The sequence below is a fragment of the Halochromatium sp. NSM3 genome (genome assembly GCF_059621085.1).
Genome location: NZ_JCAQIA010000012.1, coordinates 42,838 through 65,030, shown reverse-complemented (window position 1 = coordinate 65,030; position 22,193 = coordinate 42,838). Strand labels below are relative to the sequence as shown.

The 22,193-nt window shown below is 64.2% G+C and carries 25 protein-coding genes, 1 tRNA gene and 1 pseudogene; 15 read left to right on the top strand and 12 right to left on the bottom strand.

The features are described 5' to 3' along the window. The first annotated feature begins 4 nt into the window (after nt 1-4). From AC54T3_RS07255 to AC54T3_RS07245, 3 genes are all read left to right on the top strand, one after another. The gene (locus AC54T3_RS07255; RefSeq protein ID WP_496623590.1) at nt 5-724 is read left to right on the top strand and encodes a hypothetical protein; all 720 of its coding nucleotides are present in this window, start codon (nt 5-7) and stop codon (nt 722-724) included. Between the two features lie 9 nt (nt 725-733). Continuing rightward, entirely contained in the window at nt 734-1,429 is a 696-nt protein-coding gene (locus tag AC54T3_RS07250; RefSeq protein ID WP_496623588.1) for a type I-MYXAN CRISPR-associated protein Cas6/Cmx6, read from the top strand. 172 nt (nt 1,430-1,601) lie between these two features. After that, a complete protein-coding gene (locus tag AC54T3_RS07245) occupies nt 1,602-1,940 on the top strand; it encodes a TusE/DsrC/DsvC family sulfur relay protein (protein WP_496623586.1) in 339 nt (112 codons plus the stop codon). Nucleotides 1,941-1,961: 21 nt separating this feature from the next. Here AC54T3_RS07245 and AC54T3_RS07240 read toward each other — a convergent pair whose 3' ends face one another. Beyond that, the gene (locus tag AC54T3_RS07240; RefSeq protein ID WP_496623585.1) at nt 1,962-2,219 is read right to left on the bottom strand and encodes a DUF6489 family protein; all 258 of its coding nucleotides are present in this window, start codon (nt 2,217-2,219) and stop codon (nt 1,962-1,964) included. Between the two features lie 90 nt (nt 2,220-2,309). Further along, entirely contained in the window at nt 2,310-2,786 is a 477-nt protein-coding gene (locus AC54T3_RS07235; RefSeq protein ID WP_496623583.1) for a hypothetical protein, read from the bottom strand. 67 nt (nt 2,787-2,853) lie between these two features. Here AC54T3_RS07235 and AC54T3_RS07230 point away from each other — a divergent pair, with 67 nt between their 5' ends. The 10 genes from AC54T3_RS07230 to serB all read left to right on the top strand — a co-directional run bounded on the left by AC54T3_RS07230 (nt 2,854) and on the right by serB (nt 11,335). Then, nucleotides 2,854-3,162 (top strand): MTH1187 family thiamine-binding protein, encoded by a 309-nt coding sequence (locus tag AC54T3_RS07230; RefSeq protein WP_496623582.1) that lies wholly within the window; start codon nt 2,854-2,856, stop codon nt 3,160-3,162. Nucleotides 3,163-3,227: 65 nt separating this feature from the next. Continuing rightward, nucleotides 3,228-4,100 carry an Hsp33 family molecular chaperone HslO gene (gene hslO, locus AC54T3_RS07225; RefSeq protein WP_496623580.1) on the top strand — a complete coding sequence of 291 codons (873 nt, stop codon included), beginning with the start codon at nt 3,228-3,230 and terminating at the stop codon, nt 4,098-4,100. 144 nt (nt 4,101-4,244) lie between these two features. Then, on the top strand, nt 4,245-4,835 hold the full coding sequence (gene wrbA, locus AC54T3_RS07220) for an NAD(P)H:quinone oxidoreductase (RefSeq protein ID WP_496623578.1): 591 nt from the start codon (nt 4,245-4,247) through the stop codon (nt 4,833-4,835). Between the two features lie 7 nt (nt 4,836-4,842). Next, nucleotides 4,843-5,622, top strand: a complete 780-nt coding sequence (gene hda / locus AC54T3_RS07215) for a DnaA regulatory inactivator Hda (RefSeq protein ID WP_496623576.1) — start codon at nt 4,843-4,845, stop codon at nt 5,620-5,622. A gap of 221 nt (nt 5,623-5,843) precedes the next feature. After that, on the top strand, nt 5,844-6,278 hold the full coding sequence (locus AC54T3_RS07210; protein ID WP_496623575.1) for a hypothetical protein: 435 nt from the start codon (nt 5,844-5,846) through the stop codon (nt 6,276-6,278). 221 nt (nt 6,279-6,499) lie between these two features. Then, the gene (gene hoxU / locus AC54T3_RS07205; RefSeq protein WP_496623573.1) at nt 6,500-7,231 is read left to right on the top strand and encodes a bidirectional hydrogenase complex protein HoxU; all 732 of its coding nucleotides are present in this window, start codon (nt 6,500-6,502) and stop codon (nt 7,229-7,231) included. Next, nucleotides 7,228-7,842: an NADH-quinone oxidoreductase subunit B family protein gene (locus AC54T3_RS07200; protein WP_496623571.1), complete on the top strand. Its 615-nt coding sequence runs from the start codon at nt 7,228-7,230 to the stop codon at nt 7,840-7,842. Before hoxU ends, AC54T3_RS07200 begins: the two co-directional genes overlap by 4 nt. Before the next feature lie 57 nt (nt 7,843-7,899). Next, a complete protein-coding gene (locus AC54T3_RS07195; RefSeq protein ID WP_496623569.1) occupies nt 7,900-9,333 on the top strand; it encodes a Ni/Fe hydrogenase subunit alpha in 1,434 nt (477 codons plus the stop codon). Next, nucleotides 9,330-9,950: a hydrogenase maturation protease gene (locus AC54T3_RS07190; RefSeq protein WP_496623567.1), complete on the top strand. Its 621-nt coding sequence runs from the start codon at nt 9,330-9,332 to the stop codon at nt 9,948-9,950. Before AC54T3_RS07195 ends, AC54T3_RS07190 begins: the two co-directional genes overlap by 4 nt. Before the next feature lie 158 nt (nt 9,951-10,108). Next, nucleotides 10,109-11,335, top strand: coding sequence for a phosphoserine phosphatase SerB (gene serB, locus AC54T3_RS07185; RefSeq protein WP_496623566.1), 1,227 nt, complete (start codon nt 10,109-10,111; stop codon nt 11,333-11,335). Here the strand turns inward: serB and AC54T3_RS07180 are convergent. The 8 genes and pseudogenes from AC54T3_RS07180 to pncC all read right to left on the bottom strand — a co-directional run. Further along, nucleotides 11,284-11,715 (bottom strand): annotated as a pseudogene (locus AC54T3_RS07180) (BREX system Lon protease-like protein BrxL); the annotation flags it as partial. The gene serB and the pseudogene AC54T3_RS07180 sit on opposite strands and share 52 nt — an antisense overlap. A 383-nt stretch (nt 11,716-12,098) precedes the next feature. Next, a tRNA-Ser gene (locus AC54T3_RS07175) sits at nt 12,099-12,189 on the bottom strand. 207 nt (nt 12,190-12,396) lie between these two features. Continuing rightward, nucleotides 12,397-12,615, bottom strand: a complete 219-nt coding sequence (gene csrA / locus AC54T3_RS07170) for a carbon storage regulator CsrA (protein WP_201246251.1) — start codon at nt 12,613-12,615, stop codon at nt 12,397-12,399. 172 nt (nt 12,616-12,787) lie between these two features. Then, the gene (locus AC54T3_RS07165; RefSeq protein WP_496623565.1) at nt 12,788-14,017 is read right to left on the bottom strand and encodes an aspartate kinase; all 1,230 of its coding nucleotides are present in this window, start codon (nt 14,015-14,017) and stop codon (nt 12,788-12,790) included. A gap of 4 nt (nt 14,018-14,021) precedes the next feature. Then, entirely contained in the window at nt 14,022-16,634 is a 2,613-nt protein-coding gene (gene alaS, locus AC54T3_RS07160; RefSeq protein ID WP_496623563.1) for an alanine--tRNA ligase, read from the bottom strand. Between the two features lie 139 nt (nt 16,635-16,773). After that, nucleotides 16,774-17,349, bottom strand: a complete 576-nt coding sequence (locus AC54T3_RS07155; protein ID WP_496623562.1) for a regulatory protein RecX — start codon at nt 17,347-17,349, stop codon at nt 16,774-16,776. After that, nucleotides 17,342-18,505 (bottom strand): recombinase RecA, encoded by a 1,164-nt coding sequence (gene recA, locus AC54T3_RS07150; RefSeq protein WP_496623560.1) that lies wholly within the window; start codon nt 18,503-18,505, stop codon nt 17,342-17,344. The genes AC54T3_RS07155 and recA overlap by 8 nt, the downstream gene beginning before the upstream one ends. A 75-nt stretch (nt 18,506-18,580) precedes the next feature. Then, a complete protein-coding gene (gene pncC, locus AC54T3_RS07145; RefSeq protein ID WP_496623558.1) occupies nt 18,581-19,081 on the bottom strand; it encodes a nicotinamide-nucleotide amidase in 501 nt (166 codons plus the stop codon). Nucleotides 19,082-19,159: 78 nt separating this feature from the next. On the opposite strand from pncC, the gene AC54T3_RS07140 reads away from it, so the two are divergent. Beyond that, nucleotides 19,160-19,441 (top strand): cupin domain-containing protein, encoded by a 282-nt coding sequence (locus tag AC54T3_RS07140; RefSeq protein ID WP_496623556.1) that lies wholly within the window; start codon nt 19,160-19,162, stop codon nt 19,439-19,441. 18 nt (nt 19,442-19,459) lie between these two features. Here the strand turns inward: AC54T3_RS07140 and larE are convergent, their stop codons facing one another. Continuing rightward, a complete protein-coding gene (larE, locus tag AC54T3_RS07135) occupies nt 19,460-20,242 on the bottom strand; it encodes an ATP-dependent sacrificial sulfur transferase LarE (protein WP_496623555.1) in 783 nt (260 codons plus the stop codon). Between the two features lie 283 nt (nt 20,243-20,525). Here larE and AC54T3_RS07130 point away from each other — a divergent pair, with 283 nt between their 5' ends. Next, nucleotides 20,526-21,023: a DUF302 domain-containing protein gene (locus tag AC54T3_RS07130; protein WP_496623553.1), complete on the top strand. Its 498-nt coding sequence runs from the start codon at nt 20,526-20,528 to the stop codon at nt 21,021-21,023. Between the two features lie 35 nt (nt 21,024-21,058). Here the strand turns inward: AC54T3_RS07130 and AC54T3_RS07125 are convergent, their stop codons facing one another. Then, nucleotides 21,059-22,183 (bottom strand): MFS transporter, encoded by a 1,125-nt coding sequence (locus tag AC54T3_RS07125; RefSeq protein WP_496623552.1) that lies wholly within the window; start codon nt 22,181-22,183, stop codon nt 21,059-21,061. Nucleotides 22,184-22,193 lie beyond the last annotated feature (10 nt).

The following is a 22,193-nucleotide window of genomic DNA, read 5'->3' as shown; positions in this document are numbered from 1 at the left end:
TGCCATGAAGCATTTTGACATCACGCGGACCCATTTGGCAGACACCGCCGCCGACTCGATCGCCAATCGCGCCGCCGAAGAAGCGGCCCTGGAATCGCACCTCCTAGCCTTGGAGGAGCAATACGCCACACTGCGGCGCATGGGGGCCGATCGCGTGCAGCTCGCCGAGCTGCAACTGCAACAGGCCCGAACCCTCGTCGGGCTGGGTCGCGGTGAAGAGGCTTGGCCGCTGGCGCGCGAGGCCTTCGAGGCGTTCATTGCCAGCGAGGCCTTCGAGTCTGCGGCCGATAGCTGCGATGTCCTATTCCGCGCCGAGCAAGTGCAATCGCTCAGCGCCCTTGGCCAGGGCATCTGGCTCGCGGTCACCTACCCCATCGATGTCGAACTCTCGATCGAACTCCTGTCGCACGTGATCGACGAGACGCCCGACGACGCCGATGGTGCCGCCGTCGCCGCGACCACCGCGTTGTTTCTCGCCGATGTGCGCGCCGAGGGTGTGCAACGTGAGAACTTGCGTTTCTTCGCCTCGCAGATCCTCGCCGATGTCGCGCGCCGCCATAGCGGAGTCGAATCGCAAGAGGCCTTCGATCGCTGGCGCGATCGGCTGGAACTGCGCGAGCCCGAGAAATTCCTCGTGCGGCTGCGCAATGTGGTCGACGTGCTCGTGCAAGACGAGTGGTGGTTCGATCGCGACGCGCTGCAAGGCAAACTCCCCGTCAACTGAGACAGATCCATGTTCTGGCAAGAATCCGAGTCGGAGCCCCAGCCCCGGGTTCCCGATGATGTCATCGACCTCATGTTCCCCTTGCAACGGTGCAAATCGCTACCCGTGGATCATGCGCACACGCTCTCCGAGGCCCTGATCGGCGCCGTCTCCTGGCTTGCCGACGAGCCACGGGCGGCCATTCATACGATCCATGTCGCAGGCTCGCAAAACGGCTGGGAACGGCCCGCGCACGGGCGCGAGCAGCATCTGCTGCCCTCGCGCCGCACCAAGCTTGGCATCCGCATCCCGCGCGCGCGCATGGAGGCGCTGCAGGCCGCGCTCGAAGGGCGCACCCTCGACCTCGGAGGAGGCTCGAGCCTCACCCTCGGTCGCGCCAAGGAGCGCCCGCTCAGCGCGGAGAGGACCCTCTTTGCCCGCTACGTCGTCACCCATGCCGACGAGGACGAGGATCCATTCCTGCGCCGAATCGCCGGCGAACTCGCGCAGCGCGGCATCAAGCTCCGCAAGGCCCTGTGCGGCAAGGCTCTCTCCCTGAGCACCCCCGCCGGCCCTGTGCCGACCCGCAGCCTGATGCTCGCCGAACTCAGCCTTGATGACGCCATCGCGCTACAGCAACAGGGCATCGGCGCTCACCAGACCATGGGCTGTGGGATCTTTCTGCCGCATAAGGGAATTGAAGCGGTCGCCAAGGCCGCCAGCTGACCAAGCCACACGCGCCGCACGCGCACAGGTGACGTCTTCACAACAATTGACTAATATTCGCGGGTTTTCATCGGCGAGCGCCGGTCCCAAACGACCGCGCGCCCACGATTGATCAACCCTAGACCGCCGACCTAAGGCGTGGCGGCATTGAACGACAAGAGGAGCATTCGACATGGCGATCGAAGTAAACGGCAAGAGCATCGAGACCACCGAGTCCGGGTTCCTGGTCAACCCGCTCGACTGGGACGAGGATGTCGCCAAGGCGGTAGCCGATAGCGAGGGTATCGAGCTGACCGAACGCCACTGGGATGTCATCAACTATCTGCGCGATGAATATCTCAATAATAACCAGAACCAACCCATGGAACGGGCGCTACTCAAGGACATGGGAAAGAAATGGGGCAGTAAGCCGAGCAGCAAGGAGGTCTACCTGCTCTTCCCGCTGGCGCCGACCAAGCAAGGCACCAAGATCGCCGGCCTGCCCGAGGTTCATCGCAAAGGCGGTTACTGAGCGGGTATCGCTCAACGGCGGCTAGGCGTCATCCTTGCGCGCCTGGCCCGCCGCCGCGCCCATGCCGGCAGCGAATAATCGCTGCATCATGTCCATCCCGGCGAGGCTGGTTTTGAGGTAAGGCTGCATCAGCTCCATCGGATCATAGCCTTCGGCGCCCTGCTCGATCCGCGCCTGAATGTCATCCAGCATGCGCTGTTGCAGCCCCTCGAGATCCGGCAGCCCCATGAGTTGGCGCAGCTCGAGCGGCGACACCTCGACATCGATATGAAATTTCATTCATTCCCCCAGGTTAGATTGGTGATCCTATTTGGTGCCGAACCTCTTTGCTCGGATGCGGACAGGCTCGCCTTTGAGCAGCGACTGAACTCAGTGACGGCTTGAGCGCGGCGGCAGCTCGGGCCGCAGCGGCTCCTCGACGACCAGACCCCGGCGCGCACGCCGACCGAGCAGCACGCAGGCGCGCTCGAACGCACGCTCGGCTGCGGCGGCCGACCATTCCCAATCCACCGCCGGAGCATTCGAGCGCGCCTGCCAATGCGCCAGGATGAACACCGCCCCCACCCGCACTTCGAGGGCCCAATCATGCCAGACTGCGGTGTTATCCTGCTCATCGACGAATTCCTGCTCGATGAGGCGGATACTCTTATCGCCCGTCTCGTCCATCGCCGCAATCTGTGACAGGATGGCCTCTTCGTCGACGCAGCTCTCCCATCCCGTGTGTACGGCGGAGGCCGTCTCCATCAACGCATGCGCGATGAGCTCCGGCGTGAGCTTGAAGTTCAGCGGGCTGTCCCAGTCGGGATCGGCACCGGGCGTGAAATCTGGCGTTGGGTTGGTAGTCATCGATGAGCGAGCGCGAGACAGCAAGGAGCGGCGAAGACCCGCTTAGCTTAACCCCGGAGGCCTGTTCATGTCTGTTCTCGCTGATCTCAGCATCTTCCCCATCGGCCAAGGCGAGCACCTGAGCGGCTATGTCGCGTCCGTGGTGGCATTGATCGCGGGCAGCGGCCACCCCTATCAACTGACCGCCATGGGAACCCTGTTCGAGACCGAACAGCTCGGCGAGGCGTTATCGCTGATCGAGCAGGCGCACGCGGTGCTTGCCGCCGCCGGCTGCGAACGCGTCTATGCCACGGTCAAGCTCGATATCCGCGAGGGCGCCCTAGGCCGCCTCACGCGGAAAACCGCCAGCGTCGAGGCACGCCTGCCACGCCCCTGACCCCCATCACCGAGCCCACCGACCATGGGCCATCGCGCCTGCTTTCGATCGCCGCTGGAGCTAGTATGTCGTCCGATACTGATTCGTTGCACCGCTTCGTCTTCGAACACTCGCGCGTGCGCGGCGAGCTGGTTCGACTCGACACCGCCTGGCAAGCCGTCCTCGAGCGCCACCACTATCCGCCGGGCGTGAAGCAACCGCTCGGTGAAGCGCTGGTCTCGGTGCTGCTGCTCACCGCCACGCTCAAGCTCGAGGGCTCGCTGATCTTGCAGGCTCAAGGCGAGGGGCCGATTCGCACCCTGGTTGCCCAGGCCACCCACCAGGGCACGGTCAGGGGTCTGGCGCGCTGGGAAGGAGAGATCCCGGCCGGCGATCTGCGGGCACTGTTCGGCAACGGGCAATTAGTCCTGACCATCGACGCCAAGCACCGCGACCGTTACCAAGGCATCGTCCCGCTGGAGGGCGCTGGCATCGGCGCCGCCCTCGAGGGCTACTTCGCCTCCTCCGAGCAACTGCCATCGCGCTTTTGGCTCGCCGTGAATGACCAGCGCGCGGTCGGCATGATGCTACAGCGCTTGCCCGGCGACACCGAGGACGAGGACGACTGGAACCGGGCCGTGATCCTGGCCGACACCGTGCAGCCGCATGAGCTGCTGCAACAGGACGCGCCCGCGCTGTTGCGGCGCCTGTTCCATGAGGAACACATCCGCCTGTTCGAGCCCGAGCCGGTGGCGTTCCGCTGCAACTGCTCACGCACACGGGTTGCCGATAACCTCCGCGCCCTCGGACGCGATGAGATTGATGATCTCATCGCCGAGCGCGGGCTGATCGAGGTGACCTGCGAATTCTGCAATCGCGGTTACCGCTTCGATGCGGTCGATGCGCGCGGGCTGTTCACCGGTGTCGTCAACGCCACGGCGCCCTCGGCCCAACACTGAGCACGCAGCGAGCGAACGTCCGAACCGCCCGGCAGCGGGATGGACGACGTGCAGGGGCGAGGTGACAGCCTCATGCTATCCTGCTCGGTGTCACAAACGCGATTGAACCGCCGTGTCGAACCGCATCCACGAGAACCGATCACCATGTCTTACCTGCTCGTTCTCTATTACAGCCGTTATGGTGCCACCGCCGAGATGGCGCGCCAGGTCGCGCGAGGCTCCGAGGAAGCGGGCATGGAGGCCCGATTACGCACCGTCGCGCCCGTCTCGACGGTCTGCGAGGCCACCGAGGACACGATTCCCGACGCCGGCGCGCCCTATGCCGAACAAGCCGATCTGCGCGATTGCAGCGCGCTCGCGCTCGGCAGCCCGACGCGCTTTGGCAACATGGCGGCGGCCATGAAGTACTTCCTCGACGGCAGCTCGCCGCTCTGGCTTGCTGGCACGCTGAGTGGCAAGCCGGCCGGGGTCTTCACCTCCACCTCCAGTCTGCATGGCGGCCAGGAGACCACGCTGCTGTCGATGATGCTGCCCCTGATGCACCACGGCATGCTGCTGGTCGGACTCCCGTACAGCGAGACCGGCCTGCTCCACACCCAGGCCGGCGGTACACCTTATGGCCCATCGCACGTGGCTGGCATCAACAACGACCAACCCCTCACCGAGATCGAGCGTCAGCTCTGCCAGGCACTCGGTCGCCGTCTTGCCACCACGGCAGCGGCTCTCGAGCGCTGACATCCCGGTGCACGAGCGGCCCCCTCCGCAGCTTCCGCTCGCGCTGTGCCAGCCGGAACCAAGCGGGCTCGACGGTTTTGTGGCGCATGGCAACGCGGCCGTGGTGGCCGCCGTGCGGCACTGGGCCGATGGCAGCGGCGAGCCCTATCTCTACATCCACGGCGCGGCGGCGAGCGGCAAGTCACGCCTGCTGGTGTGCGCCGCCGGCGAGATCCGCCAGCGCGGGTTCAGCGTCATCTACCTGCCACTGGATACCCCCCAGCTCACCCCGGATGTCCTCGATGACCTCGAGCAGCGCGACGCCATTCTGCTCGACGCGGTGCAGGCCATTGCCGGCAACCGGGCTTGGGAGCAAGCGCTGTTCAACCTCTACAACCGCGCCCGAGATGCCAAACGACGGCTGCTCGCAGCCGCACGCCAGCCGACCGGCCGCCTCGGCCTGCAGCTGCCCGATCTCTCCTCGCGCCTCGCCGCCGGCCCGAGCTATAACCTCAAGCCATTGAGCGATGCCGGCCGCGCGGAATTACTGCGCGTCGGCGCCGCGCAGCGCGGACTGCGCCTCGGCGACGCGATGATCAGCTACCTCCTCAGCCGCTGCCCGCGTGACCCAGGGGTCTTGCGCGAACTCCTCGATGCGATCGACCGCACCGCCCTCGCCGAGCAGCGCCAGCCCTCGATCCGATCGATCGGCCGGCTTCTCGAGCAACTCGAGCGCAACGCCAACGAGCCCCACCCCAGCACCCCGTCCGCTGCGGCCGATCAGTGCCAGCCCAACGCGGCTGATTGAGCGCGCACGGCAAACGCGGCCGCGATATCACCGAGATTCTTGAGCCCGCGCAATAGAATATCGAGCCCGGTCTTGAACGCTCGCGGGGGACTTGCTTTTATACCCGGTGACTGTCAGGGCTTCTCGTCAAGTTGCCCGCTCATCGGCAACGGCACGCGCCCTGATCAACTGCGATGCCTAACCCGCGCTCTGCGGGCCACAACAGTATAGAGTTCATAAGCATGGCCTTGATCGATTGTCCGGAATGCGGTCGCCAGGTCTCGGGCCGCGCCCCGAGCTGCCCGCAATGCGGTTTCCCCATCGCCAGCAGCGCCCCTGCGCCTCGCGATAGCGCGTCCGAGCAGCGCCCCCAAACCGCCGCCACGCACGGCAATCCCGCCGAGCCAGCGGCCGCCAACAGCGTCGATGCGAGTTTCCACGAGACCGTCGAGCCGTTCAAAATACGCCTCGCCGGGCGCCCAATCCCGATTGCCGGCCTCCTGTTCTGGGGCGGCATGGTGGTCGGCATCATGCTGAGGTACATGTTCCCGCCAGAGCCCGAGGCCGAGCTAGAGATCTGGCGTCGCGTGCCTTGGATCATGATCTGGGCCGGCGTGCTCTGGTTCGCGGTCACCGAGTTTGGCGCACTGATCAAACACAAACTCAGCAAGCGCTGAACGCGGCGTGCGCCGGCGCAAAGGCCGGCGGGCGAACTCAGCGCATTGGCCCCGAGCCCAGCGCGCCCAAGCGCCGCCGGCGCCTGCTCGGGACATAACAGCGCTAACGGCAGGGTTTTAGAGACAGCGGGCGGACATGCGCCGGTCGCGGAGGTCGTGTATCGTCGGGCCCTAAGGCTCACGCAGCGCCATACCCACCCTCGACTGATACGGTAAGACCGATGCCCATCATCGCCACGCAACCGAGTGTTCGAGTCGTCACGCTGAAGATCGATGGCCACGATCTCTCGGCGCGCGAAGACGAAACCATCATCGAAGTGTGCCGGGAGAACAAGATCCCGATCCCAAGCCTGTGCTGGATGGACGGGCTCTCCGTAGTCGGCGCCTGCCGGCTGTGCATGGTCGAGGTCGCCGGTCAAAACCGTCTGCTCGCGGCCTGTGCGACCCGCGTCGCCGAGGGCATGGAGGTCACCACCACCTCCGAGAAGCTGCAGCGCTATCGGCGCACGCTGGTCGAGCTGCTGTTCGCCGAGCGTAATCACGTCTGCTCGGTCTGCGTCTCCAACGGCCACTGCGAGCTGCAATGGCTGGCCACGACCTGTGGTGTCGACCATGTCCGCATGCCTTACCGCAATCACGGCTACGCGGTCGACAGCACGCATGAGATGTTCCGCGTCGACCACAACCGCTGTGTGCTCTGCACCCGCTGCGTGCGCGTCTGCGACGAGATCGAAGGCGCCCACACCTGGGACATCATGGGCCGCAGCAGCGACTGCCAGGTCATCACCGATCTTGCCAGACCCTGGGGCGAGAGCGGCACCTGCACGAGCTGTGGTAAATGCGTGCAGGTCTGCCCGACCGGTGCCTTGGTCAAGCAGGGCACTTCGGTCGGCGAAATGGTCAAAGATCAGCACTTCCTGCCGATTCTGGCCCGACGGAGGTCCGCACGATGACCACCCACAGCAACGCCTCGACCTTGACAGCGTCTCAGCCGCAGGCTCAGTCGCAGCCCGCCGCAGGTACAGGCACTGGCGACAAGATCCGGGTCGCGACCATCTGGCTCGATGGCTGCTCCGGCTGCCATATGTCCTTCCTCGACATGGACGAGCGCCTGGTTGATCTGGTCCAGAAGATCGACATCGTCTACAGCCCGTTCGTCGATACCAAGACCCTGCCCGATCAGGTCGATGTCGGCATCATTGAGGGCTCGATCAGCAACGAGGAAGATCTGCACAAGGCGAAGCTCTTTCGCGAGCACTGCACACTGCTCATCAGCCTGGGCGACTGCGCGGTCAACGGCAACATCCCGGCCATGCGCAATCCGTTCAAGCTCGAGAGCGTCTACGAGCGTGCTTATCTCGAGAACGTCAACGTCCACCAGCAGATCCCGAGCGTTGGCGTCCCGGCACTGCTCAAGACGGTCCTGCCGGTGCATGCGGTGGTCGCGATCGACGTTTTCGTCCCGGGATGTCCGCCGAATGCCGATGCCATCCACTATGTGCTGAGCGAATTGATCGCCGGCCGCACCCCGGAGCCGCTGAGTCACACGCGCTTCGGCGCCTAGTCGAATGGCGCACCGAGTGCTCCCCCATCCACGCATCATGCCCCGGACCCAGCGACCATGAGCCGAACCATCAGCATCGACCCGGTCACCCGCATCGAGGGCCATGCCCGCATCTCGCTGCAGCTCGCCGACAGCGGCGCCGTCGAGGACGCCAAATTCCATCTGACCCAATTCCGCGGCTTCGAGAAGTTCTGCGAGGGCCGCCCCTACCGCGAGATGCCGGCGCTGACCGCGCGCACCTGCGGCATCTGCCCGGTCAGCCATCTGCTGGCCTCCAACAAGGCCTGCGACGACCTGCTCGCGGTGACCATCCCGCCCACCGCCGAGAAGCTGCGTCGGCTCATGAACCTGGCGCAACTGCTGCAATCGCACGCGCTGTCGTTCTTCCATCTCTCCTCGCCCGATTTGCTGCTTGGTTGGGATTCCGACCCGGCCCAACGCAACATCTTCGGCGTCATGGCCAAGGATCCGGAGCTGGCCAAGCAAGGCATCAAGCTGCGCCAGATCGGCCAGACCATCATCGAGATGCTCGGCGGCAAGAAGATCCATCCGACCTGGGTGGTGCCGGGCGGCGTCAACGAACCGCTCGACAGCGACAAGCGCGAGGCGATGCTGAACATGCTGCCGGAGGCGCTGACCATCGCCAAGGACACCTACGCACTGTTCAAGACCATGGTGCCCAAGTTCAAGGATGAGGCCGAGCACTTCGGCACCATGCAGACCATGTTCCTGTCGCTGGTCTCGCCCAAGGGCCAGCTCGAGCACTACGACGGCTTCTTGCGCCTCAAGGACGCCCAGGGACGCATCGTTGAAGACATGGTGCCGCCGTCGGATTATCCACGCATCGTCGGCGAGGCGGTCGAGGACTTCAGCTACATGAAGTTCCCCTACTACAAACCGATGGGCTACCCGAACGGCATCTATCGGGTCGGCCCGCTGGCGCGGCTGAATAACGCCGAGAGCTGCGGCACGCCGTTCGCCGATGTCGCCCTAGCCGAGTTCCACATGCTGCAGGAAGACTCCGGGCCGGTGCGCTCGAGCTTCCACTACCATTACGCGCGCTTGGTCGAGATCATCTTCGCGATCGAGATGATGCAACGGCTGCTCAAGAACCCGAGCATCCTCGACACGCGGGTGCGCGCCCATGCGCGCGGCAACCGCGACGAGGGCATCGGCGTCGCCGAGGCCCCGCGCGGCACCCTGATGCACCACTACAAGATCGACGAGGCGGGCCTGATCACCTGGGTCGATCTCATCATCGCCACCGGCCACAACAATCTGGCGATGAATCGCAGCATCAAGCAGGTCGCCGATGCCTATGTCGATGGCAACAAGCTCAGCGAGGGCATGCTGAATCGGGTCGAGGCGGTGATCCGCTGCTACGACCCCTGCCTCTCCTGCGCCTCGCATGCGTTCGGGCAGATGCCGTTGAGCATCGAGCTGAAGGATGCCTCCGGCACCGTCATCGATCGCCTGGTGCGCGACGCATGAGCGCCACTGTGTCTCGGGGCGATGACAGCTCGCATAGCACCGCTGGCGGGCCAGCCCCTCACAAAGAAGGCGCCGCCGCTGCCTGCACGACCAGCACCAAGAGGCCGCTGCGGGCGCTGGTGATCGGCTACGGCAGCCCGATTCGCGGCGACGATGCGCTCGGTCCTCTGGTCGCCGACCAGATCGAGACGCGCGTCACTGCCGACCCTGAGCTGAGCGCTCAGGTCGAGGTCCAGGCACGCCACATCCTGACCGCCGAACTGGTCGATGATCTCGCCCGCGCCGAGCGCGTCATCTTCATCGACGCCGCAGCGAATCTAGCGCCCGGCGAGGTCAGCCGCCAGCGCCTAGCGCCGGATGCCAGCGCCCTCTCGACCATGGCCCATTTCCACGATCCGCGTGAACTCCTCGCTTGGTGTCAGACCCTGTATCAACGGGTGCCCGAGACCTGGCTGGTCTCGGCCGGCGGTGCTGACTGGGGCTATGCCTGCTATACGCTGAGCGAGACGGCGCAGGCGGCAGTCGAGCCGATGATCGCCGCAGTGCTCAGCCTCATCGGCGCCGAGCCCGAACTCGAGTTCGAGCCAGCGCGCGCTCCAAATGCCGCACTGACCTAAGAGGGTGTTTACCAATACTGCCTCGATTTTTACAAGGGACTGAATGGTTGCTTATTTTTCGTTTAGAGGTGCTGATCTCGTTGAAAAATTCCTTCAAAATCAGATTTTTCGCGAAATGATACACGCCCTCTAACCACTAACACCTAGACCCGACACCGATGCGCGAGATCGTCCAGATCGATATCTCCGGCCCCGACCGGCCCGGTATCACCATGGCCCTGACCCAGGTGCTGGCCCGTTATGAGGTCGCGGTGCTTGATATCGGCCAATCGGTGATCCACGACACCCTCGCCCTTGGCATGCTCATCGAGCTGCCCGAGGAGCCGGCGAGCTGCCCGGTGTTCAAGGAGCTGCTGTTCGCCGCCCATGAGCTTGGGCTCGCGGTGCGCTTCACCCCGGTCGAGGCCGACGCCTACGAGCGTTGGGTCGATGAGCAAGGCAAGGCGCGCCACATCCTGACCCTGCTCGGGCGCGAGATCACCGCCGCGCAGATCGCCCAAGTGTCCGCCGTGGTCACTCAGAACGGGCTCAACATCGAGCAGATCACGCGGCTCTCGGGGCGCATCTCGCGCCGCGCAAGCCGACCGAGCCGCCCGGCCAGCGTCCAGCTCTGGCTCAAGGGTCCAGTCGCCGATGTCGGCGCCCTGCATGCGAGCTTCCTCGAGCTTGGCCATCACCTCGAGGTCGATATTGCCATCCAGGAGGACGACATCTTCCGCCGCAACCGGCGCCTGGTCTGCTTCGACATGGACTCGACCCTGATCCAGACCGAGGTCATCGACGAACTCGCCGCCGCCGCTGGCGTCGGCCCCCAGGTCGCCGAGATCACCGAGCGCGCGATGCTGGGCGAGCTGGATTTCAACGAGAGCTTCCGCCGCCGCATGGCGTTATTGGAGGGGCTGGAGGAGACGGTGCTTGCCGGTATCGCCGAGCGGCTACCGATTACGGATGGCGCCGAGCGGCTGATCAGCGCGTTGAAGCAGCTCGGCTACCGGGTCGCGATCCTCTCCGGCGGCTTCACCTACTTTGCCGAGCACCTGCAACGGCGCCTCGGCATCGACGACGTGCATGCCAATCAGCTCGAATTCGAGAACGGCCGACTGACCGGCCGCGTCACCGGCCGCATCGTCGACGGCCAGCGCAAGGCCGAGCTGCTGCGTGAGATCGCCGCCCGCGAAGGCATCCGGCTGGAGCAGGTCATCGCGGTCGGCGACGGCGCCAACGACTTACCGATGCTCTCGATCGCCGGCCTCGGCATCGCCTTCCACGCCAAGCCGCTGGTCAAGGAGCAGGCGCGCCACTCCATCGCCACCGTCGGCCTCGACGGCATCCTCTATCTGATCGGCATGCGCGATCGGGACTTGGAGGCGCTGGGACGGGAGTAAGGGTCAACGCCGATGCTGTTCTCGCTCGACAGCTCCAGCGTGGCGACGAAGGTCTCGACCCCCTCCTCGCCGAGCAGATAGCTGAAGTCGGTGTTGCGAAACTCCGCCGAGCCGATCCGCTTCTGCTGCTCTTTGACGCGCCGACGCACCTCCAGCGCCAACCGCACGGCCCATTCCAGATCCGCGTCGGAGATCGGTGCGTCAACGGATGGGTAGAGCAGTTTCAGTAGCCCGCTCAGGGTCTTGTTGGTCGCGTTGATGTCGCGCCCGCTGAGCGCGCCGCCCAACTGTACGCGACCCTGCAGTTGCGGCAACCGACTCTCCATGCGCAGCCGGCTCGGGCACTCGGAGAGGACATCGCTGACCAGCCCGAAGTGATCGGTGAATAGGGCTTGGAGATAGCCTCTGGGCTATTTGCGCCCAACCCCTCAAAAAGGTAAAAGTTAGCGACTTAGAGGCGAAAAGGGCAGCCTATGGCCTGGCTGGCACGGGCGCATACGCAGCCTAAAACGCTGCCCAGCCGAATTGAATCGACACTGCCTGCCTGATTGCTTCGGCACTGATCAATCATCGGCCAACGCAAAGTTTGAGCATCACCCCTTGTATCACGAGGTTCAAGTGCTGTCTGCGAAATCGCGCACCGCATCCGCAGGGGTTAGCGCGGCGCTCAGGACTGGTCGCTATCGGTGGGACGCCAGACCAGAGTTAAGGATGACGCTGCTTCAAAGGGTGGTCTTTGAGGTGGTCTAGGCGGGATCTTCTATGGCGGAGAGAGAGGGATTCGAACCCTCGATGGGCTATTAACCCATACTCCCTTAGCAGGGGAGCGCCTTCAGCCACTCGGCCATCTCTCCGTAGGGGCAAAATTGTAGCAGAGTTTGGGGGTGCTTGCGTCTACCCGTGTGAGCCATGGGGCAGCTCGGTAGGGGATTACTAGCTTGGCAGAAAAACCTGTCCGCCCAAACATGACGCGTAAAGCGCGGACAAAGCAGTACGGGCGGAGCAGGTATTCTATCCTATAGCGGCCCTGTAGCGGCTCGAGTTCGATTCACTTGGAATCGCTAGTCGTCGAGTCCCACATCGTTCGCAATGCGCGGTTCGGCGGTGCCCTGCGCCTGCTCACGTTTGATGCGCTCGTAGATCTCTTCGCGATGCACGGCAACCTCGCGCGGTGCATTAACGCCAATGCGAACCTGGTTTCCCTTGACGCCAAGCACCGTGACGGTCACTTCGTCGCCGATCATCAGGGTTTCGCCAACGCGGCGGGTCAGTATCAACATAGCGGTCTATCCTTTCTGTCCTTTCATGAGCCGAGCCGCGGTTCCCTCAGCATCTTAGGTCTCGCAGCCTTGTTACCTTAACCATCTGCCTAGTTGACCGCCGCAACGGCCAAAGGTGCAAATAGTGTAGCACCGAAGTTTAGCAGCAGACATTCGTGCATTGCAGCAATTGTTACAATATGGTTTTTTCGGCTAGTCCAAAGGCCTCGTGCAGGGCGCGCACACCAAGCTCGAGGTACTTTTCGTCGATGACGACCGAGATCTTGATCTCCGAGGTCGAGATCATACGGATATTGATGCCTTCGCGAGCCAGGGCCTCGAACATCTGGCTGGCGATACCCGCATGTGAGCGCATGCCGACACCAACCAGGCTGAGCTTGACGATCTTCTGATCACCCAAAACCTCGCGCGCCGAGAGTTGCTCGGCCGTCTCACGCAGCACCCCCAGCGCCGTGTCATAGTCGTTGCGATGCACAGTGAAGGTGAAGTCGGTGGTGGCGCTGTCAGAGCCGACATTCTGCACGATCATGTCCACTTCGACATTCGCCTCGGAGATGGGACCGAGAATCTTGTGTGCAATCCCCGGCTGATCCGGCACCCCGAGCACGGTGAGCTTCGCTTCGTCCTTAGCGAAAGCGATGCCGGCAATCTTGGCGTCTTCCACGTTTTCCTCCTCGAAACTGATCAGCGTTCCCTCCCCCTCGCTAAAGCTCGAGAGCACACGCAGGGGGACACGATACTTGCCGGCGAACTCGACGGCGCGGATCTGGAGCACCTTCGAGCCCAAGCTGGCCATCTCGAGCATCTCCTCGAAGGTGATCCGGTCAAGTTTACGCGCGCGTGGCTCGATGCGCGGATCGGTGGTGTAAACACCGTCCACATCGGTGTAGATCTGGCATTCATCGGCCTTGAGCGCGGCGGCCATAGCCACCGCAGAGGTGTCGGAGCCGCCGCGGCCCAAGGTGGTAATGTTGCCGGCGCGATCGATGCCCTGAAAACCAGCGACCACCACCACGCGTCCAGCCTCGAGATCGCTGCCCACGCGCGCGCCGTCGATATCGCTAATGCGCGCCTTATTGTGCGCGCTATCGGTGCGGATCTGCACTTGCGAGCCGGTGTAGGAGCGCGCCGGACAGCCAACGGCTTCCAAGGCCATCGCCAGCAAGGCGATGGTGACCTGCTCGCCGGTGGCGATCAGCACGTCGAGTTCACGCGGTACCGGCCGTGGCTGAATCGCATGCGCGAGTCCGATCAGCCGATCGGTCTCGCCGGACATCGCCGAGACCACGACCACGACGTTGTGCCCCTGATCGCGGGTGCACTTCACGCGCTGCGCGACGGCTTGAATACGCTCGACGCTGCCCACCGAGGTGCCGCCATATTTTTGGACGATCAACGCCATGGGTCTAGGACACCGCCGCCGGTGCGCGTTCCTTGACCCAATCACCAACCAGATCGAGCGCGGCCGGGATGCCAGCCGGATCGGTGCCTCCGGCCTGGGCCATATCGGGCCGGCCGCCACCGCGCCCACCGACCTTCTCGGCCGCGACCTTCACCAAATCGCCGGCCTTGAAACGGCCGACCAGATCCTTGGTCACACCGGCGATCAGGTTGACCTTGCCATCGCTCTCGGTGGCCAAGAGGACCACGCCGGAGCCGAGCTTGTTCTTGAGTTGATCCAGGGTCTCGCGCAGTGACTTGACGTCGACGCCATCGAGCCGCGCGGCCAGCACCTTGACCCCGTCGATCTCGACCACAGCGTCGGTCAGCTCGCTGCCAGCGGCGCTGGCGAGCTTGGCCTTGAGCTGCTCGAGTTCCTTTTCCAGCCGGCGGGAGCGCTCGACCAGCGCGGCGACCTTGTCGTCGGCATCGTTCGCCGCCCCTTTGACCAAGGCGGCGATGCGCGCCAGCCGCGCCTCTTCTTCCTCGACCCAGCTCAGCGCCACAGCGCCGGCGACCGCCTCGACGCGGCGCACGCCGGCGCTGATGCCGGATTCGGCGACGATCTTGAATAGCCCGATATCGCCCACCGCGCGCACATGGGTACCACCGCAGAGTTCGGTCGAGAAATCGCCCATGCGCAGCACCCGCACCTGCTCAGCGTACTTCTCGCCGAACAGGGCCACTGCGCCCGAGGCCTTGGCGTCCTCGAGATCCATGATGCGGGTCTCGACGGTGTGGTTCTCGCGGATCTCTTGATTCACTAGGCGCTCGATCTCGCGCAGTTGCTCGCGCGTGAGCGGCTCGAAATGGGTGAAGTCGAAACGCAGTCGCTCCGGATCGACCAGCGAGCCACGTTGCTGCACGTGATCACCCAGCACGTGGCGCAGCGCCGCATGCAGCAGATGGGTAGACGAGTGGTGCAGCGCGATCGCGCGCCGCCGCGTCCGATCGACCTGGGCCTCGATGCGATCCCCGACCGAGAACTCGCCCTCGAGCAGGCGCCCGAGGTGGCAGATCACTCCAGACTGCTTCCGAGTGTCGCGCACCTCGAAGCGGGCGGTTTCTGTGCTCAGGGTGCCGCGATCGCCCACCTGTCCGCCGGACTCGGCATAGAAGGGCGTGACATCGAGCACCAGCAGTCCCTCCTGACCCGCGCTGATGCGCTCCTGCGGCTCGCCGTCCAGGTAGCAGCCGATCAGCGTCGCTTGATCGACCACCCCTTCGTAGCCGCTGAAATCGGTCTCGCCCTCGACATCCAGCTCGATGATTTCGCCGGCCCCGAACTGGTTCGCGGCGCGCGCGCGTTCCTTTTGCGCCGCCATCGCCTCCTCGAAGCCAGCGATGTCCAGGGTCAGTCCACGCTCGCGGGCGATATCGGCGGTGAGGTCGGCCGGGAAGCCGTAGGTATCGTACAACCGGAACACCGCCTCGCCGGGGATCTCGGTGCCACTCAGCCGCGCGACGATCTCATCGAAGATGCGCAAGCCCTGCTCCAGGGTATCGGCGAAGCGCTCCTCCTCGGTCTTCAGGACCCGTTCGATCTGGGCCTGTTTCTCGCGCAGCTCGGGGTAGGCAGCGCCCATCTGCTCGGCCAGGGGCGCGACCAGGCGCCAGAAGAACGGCGCCGTCTGCCCGAGTTGATAGCCGTGGCGGATGGCGCGGCGGATGATGCGCCGCTGCACGTAGCCGCGTCCTTCGTTGCCGGGCGTGATGCCATCGATGATCAGGAAGGCCGCCGAGCGGATGTGATCGGCGATCACCCGCAGTGATTTATTGCTGAGATCATCGCAGCCGGTCGCCTCGGCGGCAGCACGGATGAGGGCCTGGAACAGATCGATCTCGTAGTTGCTATGCACACCCTGCATCACCGCCGCGAGCCGCTCGAGCCCCATGCCGGTGTCGACCGAGGGGCGCGGCAGCGGATGCAGTTCGCCCTTGGCATCGCGGTCGAACTGCATGAACACCAGGTTCCAGATCTCGACGTAGCGGTCGCCGTCCTCATCGGGTGAACCGGGCGGCCCACCCGGGATCTCGGGGCCGTGGTCGTAGAAGATCTCGGAGCAGGGCCCGCAGGGACCGGTCTCGCCCATCGACCAGAAGTTATCCTTCTCGCCACAGCGCGAGAAGCGCGCCGGGTCGACGCCAATCTCATCGAGCCAGATGCGCGCGGCCTCGTCATCGTCGGTATAGACGGTGATCCAGAGCCGCTCGGCCGGCATCGCCAGCGTCTTGGTCAGAAACTCCCAGGCAAAGCCGATGGCCTCGCGCTTGAAGTAATCGCCAAAGCTGAAGTTGCCGAGCATCTCGAAGAAGGTGTGATGACGGGCAGTGTAACCGACGTTCTCGAGATCATTGTGCTTGCCGCCAGCGCGCACGCAGCGCTGCGAGGTAGCGGCGCGGCTGTAGGGGCGTTTCTCGCGGCCAAGGAAGACGTCCTTGAACTGCACCATGCCCGCATTGGTGAACAGCAAGGTGGGGTCATTTCCAGGCACCAACGGGCTGCTTTCGAGTGGCGTGTGACCACGCTCGGCGAAGTAATCGAGGAAGGCCTGACGAAGCTGGGCACTGCTCTTCATGACAAGGAGTCGACTCCGGAGACGGGTCTGTGCATTAGCGGGATGCGCCGCTCGAAGCGGCACGGAAAGCGGCCCGACATCAACGCGTGCATCGATATCGGCACTGACGACATCAGCATGGGCGCGCGCATCAGCCCATTCATCGAGTTGACCTGGCACTCGGGCTCGAGCCGAGGAAGCGAGCGATCAAGTGCGACGGGAACCCCCGATACTCGAGGAAGCGCGCGCGTTTCGCCTGCTCGCGCCGGTCCTCGGCCTCAGTCTCACCGAAGCGTTTTTGATAGGCCTGGGTCAGATAGTCGATTAGGGTCTGATCGTCGAGTTCGAGATAGGGCTGAACCCTCTCATCCGAAAGCCCTTTCTCGCGTAATTCGGCGCGGATACGCAAGGGCCCGAAGCCCTTACCAAGACGCTCGGCGACATAGGCTGCGATCAGGCGCTCTTCGCTCAACAGCTCGTTGACTACTAGGGATTCGATCACCGCCTCGACGGCCGCGTCTGGATAACCGCGTTGGCGCAGCTTGCGCGCGAGTTCCAGGCGACTGTGTTCGCGCGTGCTGAGCAACTTCAGCGCCCGGCTGCGGACCTCCTCGAAGAGCGCATCCGGCGCTTCGCCAGCGGCTGCCTCGGTTGCAGCTCTCTCGGCTGCGGCTGCCTCAGCCGTAGCTTCCGTGGCAGCAACCTCCGGAGCGGACTCCACAAGCGCTTCAGTCATCGGTCGCCGCCTTGGCATCCTTGTTGGCGCCCTTGACATCCTTGGCGTCCTTAGCCGCCTTGGCATCGGCATCGCCCGCAGCAGCCGGCGTTTTCAAAGCGGCATCAGGGGCCGCGTCGGGGGCTGATGCCGATCCGGCCCCCTCCTCGGCGTGAGTAGGCTTTGGCTTCGGTAGCAGGGCATCGCGTATCTTGGCATCAATGGCGGCGGCAATCTCCGGATTCTCCTTCAGGAAATTGCGCACATTGTCCTTACCCTGACCGATCCGGCTGCCGTCATAGCTGTACCAAGAACCGGATTTTTCGACGACATCGGCGCTGACGCCGAGATCGACCATCTCGCCCTCGCGCGAGATGCCCTCGCCATAGAGGATGTCGAACAGAGCCTCGCGAAACGGCGGCGCGACCTTGTTCTTGACCACCTTAACGCGGGTCTCGTTGCCAACCACATCGGCGCCACGTTTGATCGAACCGATGCGGCGGATATCGAGCCGCACCGAGGAGTAAAACTTGAGCGCGTTGCCGCCGGAGGTCGTTTCCGGCGAGCCGAACATCACGCCAATCTTCATCCGGATCTGATTGATGAAGATGACGATGGCATTGGAGCGCTTGATGTTGGCGGTGAGCTTACGCAGCGCCTGCGACATCAGCCGCGCCTGCAAGCCGACGTGCGAATCGCCCATCTCGCCCTCGATCTCGGCCTTGGGCGTCAAGGCCGCGACCGAGTCGACCACCACCATATCGACCGCCCCGGAGCGCACCAGCATGTCGGTGATCTCGAGCGCCTGCTCGCCGGTATCCGGCTGCGAGACCAGCAGTTCGTCCATGTTCACGCCAAGCTTCTCGGCGTAGCCGGGATCAAGCGCGTGCTCGGCATCGACGAAGGCCGCCGTGCCGCCGGCGCGCTGCGCCTCGGCCACTGCGTGCAGGGTGAGCGTAGTCTTACCGGAGGATTCCGGACCGTAGATCTCGATGACGCGACCGCGCGGCAGGCCACCGATGCCGAGGGCGATATCGAGCCCCAGGGAGCCGGTCGAGACGGTTTCGACATTCGGTATAGCGCCGGCATCGCCCATGCGCATCACCGAGCCCTTGCCGAACTGCTTCTCGATTTGGCTCAACGCGGCTGCCAACGCTTTCTTGCGATTCTCGTCCATTGTCACTCCAGGAACCAGGGTTGTTAAGGATTATCCCACAGCCGACCCGCCCCCACACAAGTCACTAGGCGCGATTCAGGCCGACGCGCAATGCGCCAAACAGCGAGCCAGTAGCCCCCGCAGCACATGCGCGACCGCCTGTCGGCGCACCTGCTCGCGATCACCGCGAAACTGCAGTGTCTCGACCGCGACGCCATCCGGCAGCGCCCAGCCGAAACAAAGGGTGCCAACCGGCTTCGTGGCCGTGCCGCCGCCAGGGCCGGCAATCCCGCTCACCGCCACCGCAACCGAGGCGTGGCTGTGCGCGATCGCGCCGCGCGCCATCTCGGCGACGACGGCCTCGCTGACCGCGCCCCAGGCCGCAAGCGTCTCCTCGGCCACGCCGAGCATCTCCTGCTTGGCCGCGTTACTGTAGGTGACAAAGCCGCGATCGAGCCAGGCGCTACTCCCCGGAACATCGGTGATGCACTTCGCAATCCAACCCCCAGTGCAGGATTCCGCCGTGGCCAGCCGCAGCCCCGCGCGTTGCAAGCAGTGTCCGACCCGCGTTGCCAGCGTTGCAAGATCCTCGCACATGCGCGCCTCTATTGTGGCCGACTCGATCGCCATGAACTTATAGAATGCAACCTAACGACTGATCTTCAGGAGTCAATCATGTCCGATGAATCCATCCTCTGCGAGCACAATCCGCCACCGGCCAAGCTCGAAGTCCTCGGCGTCGAGGACTGGCCGATCTGGAAGAAGGAGCCATCTAGCTTCGAGTGGACCTATCACCAGCAAGAGACCTGCTATGTGGTGCGCGGCACCTTTAGCGTCACGCCCGAGGGCGGCGAGCCCGAGCACTTCAAGCGTGGCGATCTGATCACCTTCCCGGTCGGCATGCGCTGCACCTGGGAGATCACCGTTGCGGTCGAGAAGCACTATCGTTTGGACTGAAGGCGATGGGATGGCAGCCTAGCCGGCCATGCTGCCGGACTGATAGCCGGCCAGATCCATGGTGACATACCGAAAACCGAAGCGCTGGATGCCCTCGATCACCACGCCCGCATCGCTGAGCAGACGCTCGCGTTGGACCGGCGCGACCTCAATGCGGGCGAGGTCGCTGTGGCAGCGAACCCGCACCCAGGTATACCCAAGCTGGGTCAAAAAACGCTCGGCCTCCTCAATGCGCTGCAGCTGATCCATCGAGACCCTGACATTGAAGCCGATGCGCGTGAGCAAGCAAGCGGTGGTCGGCTTATGCCAGGTTGGCAGATCCATCTCGCGTGCCATCTGGCGCACGCCAGCCTTGTCGATCCCAGCCTCGATGAAGGGACTGCGAATCCCGAGTTCGCGCAGCGCGCGCAAGCCTGGGCATTGTTCATCGGCATCATCGGCATTGCTGCCGTCGACCAGGCTGGCAAAGCCATACTCGGCCGCGCTCTCCACCAGATGGCCGTACATCGCGTGTTTACAACGATAGCAGCGGTCGGCCGGGTTGTGCTCCATGCCCTCGGGCATGGGAATCTCGACCAACTCATGGCGAACCGCCAGCTTGGTGGTCAAGGCCACCGCGTCACCGATCTCCTGGCGCACCATGTAGGGCGTCACCGCCGTCAGCGCGATCACGCGCTCGGCGCCGAGCCGCTTGCGCAGCAGCGCCAGTAACAGGGTGCTATCGGCGCCCCCCGAGAAGGCCACCGCAGCCGTCTCCAATCCTTCAAGCTGCTCGATCAGCGCACCATGGCCTCGCTCCATCGTGCTCCTCCTCTCTGGTCCCAAGGGGTGTTTGCGTGCGCCCCAAGCTCATTGGCTCGGGTTCGTTATCGATGCGATCGGGCGCCGAGTATACGCTCGGCGTCACGGCGGTCACAGCCCGGCTCCGATTTTGCGGATGGCTTGGAGACAGGTCACAATGGTTCGTGTCGCGCCATCCGCTGGGATCGGCCGGCCCACCACCAGCTCGCCGTGGCTGGGCTCACAACACACCAACAACACACCAACAACACACCAACAACACACCAAATGAGAGTGACGACCCATGCGTTCCAAACCCTTACTGCTCCTGCCGTTCCTGGCGTTCTTCCTTGCCCTCGCCACCGTCAGCGCAAGCGCGCAAGGCATCGCCATCTCGGACACCGTGCTGAAGATGCCACTGGCTGATGATGTGTCGATGGATGACGCCGTCGACTCGATGACACTGCGCGCCAACGCATTGAACTTCAAGCTGGTCGCCCATTTGCCGCTGTCCAAGGAGCTGGCGGCGATGGACGTCGAGTCGGGGCGGATCGAGATCTTCCAATTTTGCGATGCGCGTATCGCGAACGAGATGCTCCAATTCAATGCCGACTTTGCTGCTTACCTGCCCTGCCGAATCGCGCTTATCGAAGATACCGAGGGTAAGCCCTGGCTGGTAACGCTAGACTTGGGCAAGATTATCCCCGGCGCCAACCTGCCGCCGGACCTGCTCGAGAAGGCCGAGCTGGTGCGCGACAATATCGAGTCGATCATGACCGCAGGCGCCAACGGCGAACTCTAAACCCTTGACTCAAGGCTTGGCGAACGCTGATCGCGTCAGCGCTTGCTAAGCAGCACCGCAACGAAACCGAGCGCGGCAAAACCGGCCGCAGCCACATAGGTCCAAGCAGCACCTGCGTCTGACCACAGCAGGCCACTGGTCAGGCTGCCAAGCGCCCCACCGGCGCCAAAGCTGATGCTGTTGTACGCGGCTTGCCCCCGGCCCTGCGTCGGCCCTGGGAAGTAGCGGTGGGCGAGGTGGATCGCCGAGGCATGGAACACCCCGAAGGTCGCCGCATGCAGGGTCTGCGCGATGATCTGCAGCGCTAGGATCTCCACAAAGAACCCGATCATGAGCCAACGCAGCACCGCGAGCGCCAGACTCGCGAGCATCAATGCGTGGGCGCTGAAGCGCTCCAGCAACCAGTGCATGCGCAGGAATACCAGCACCTCGATGGCCACGCCCAAGGCCCAGAGCGCGCCGACGGCGGATTGCGAATAGCCCTCCGCCTCGAGATAGATCGAGTAAAACGCATAGTAGGCGCCGTGACTAGCCTGCATCAGCAGGCAAGCGGCGAGAAAGAAGAGGATCTCGGGGCGCCGCAGCAAACGCCGCAACGGGGGATGCTCGTGCGCTCCATGGGCGTGTGGTCGATCCGGTATTACCAAGACGCTCAGCCAGATGCCGCCGAACAGCAGCAGCACCGCGATCGGCACCACGCCGCTGCCGGCCTGCTGTTGCCACCAGCCCACCCCGAGCACCGCCAGGATAAAGCCGATGCTGCCCCAGACCCGGACCTGCGCGTAGCGGCTGATCCGCGCCCCCAGATGATTGAAGGTGACGGCCTCCATCAGCGGCAGCGGCCCATTCCAGAAGAAGCTCCAGATGGCCATGGTCAGGGCCATGGGCCAGAAGCCCTCGGACCAGAACACCGCACAGAAGCTCAGCAGCGCCATCAACGCGCCGAGCCGCACGATCGGCATGCGCTCCCCGCGCCGATCGGCCACCGCGCCAAACAGATTCGGCGCCACGATCTTGGTGCCCATCAGGATCGCCATCAGTCCACCGATGGCGATCGGCTCGAACCCGCGCTCGAGCAGATAGGGCCCCCAGAACGGGACCAGCGCGCCGAGCGCGGCGAAGTGGAAGAAGTAGTAGCTCGAGAGACGCGCGTAAGGCATCGGCTTGGCC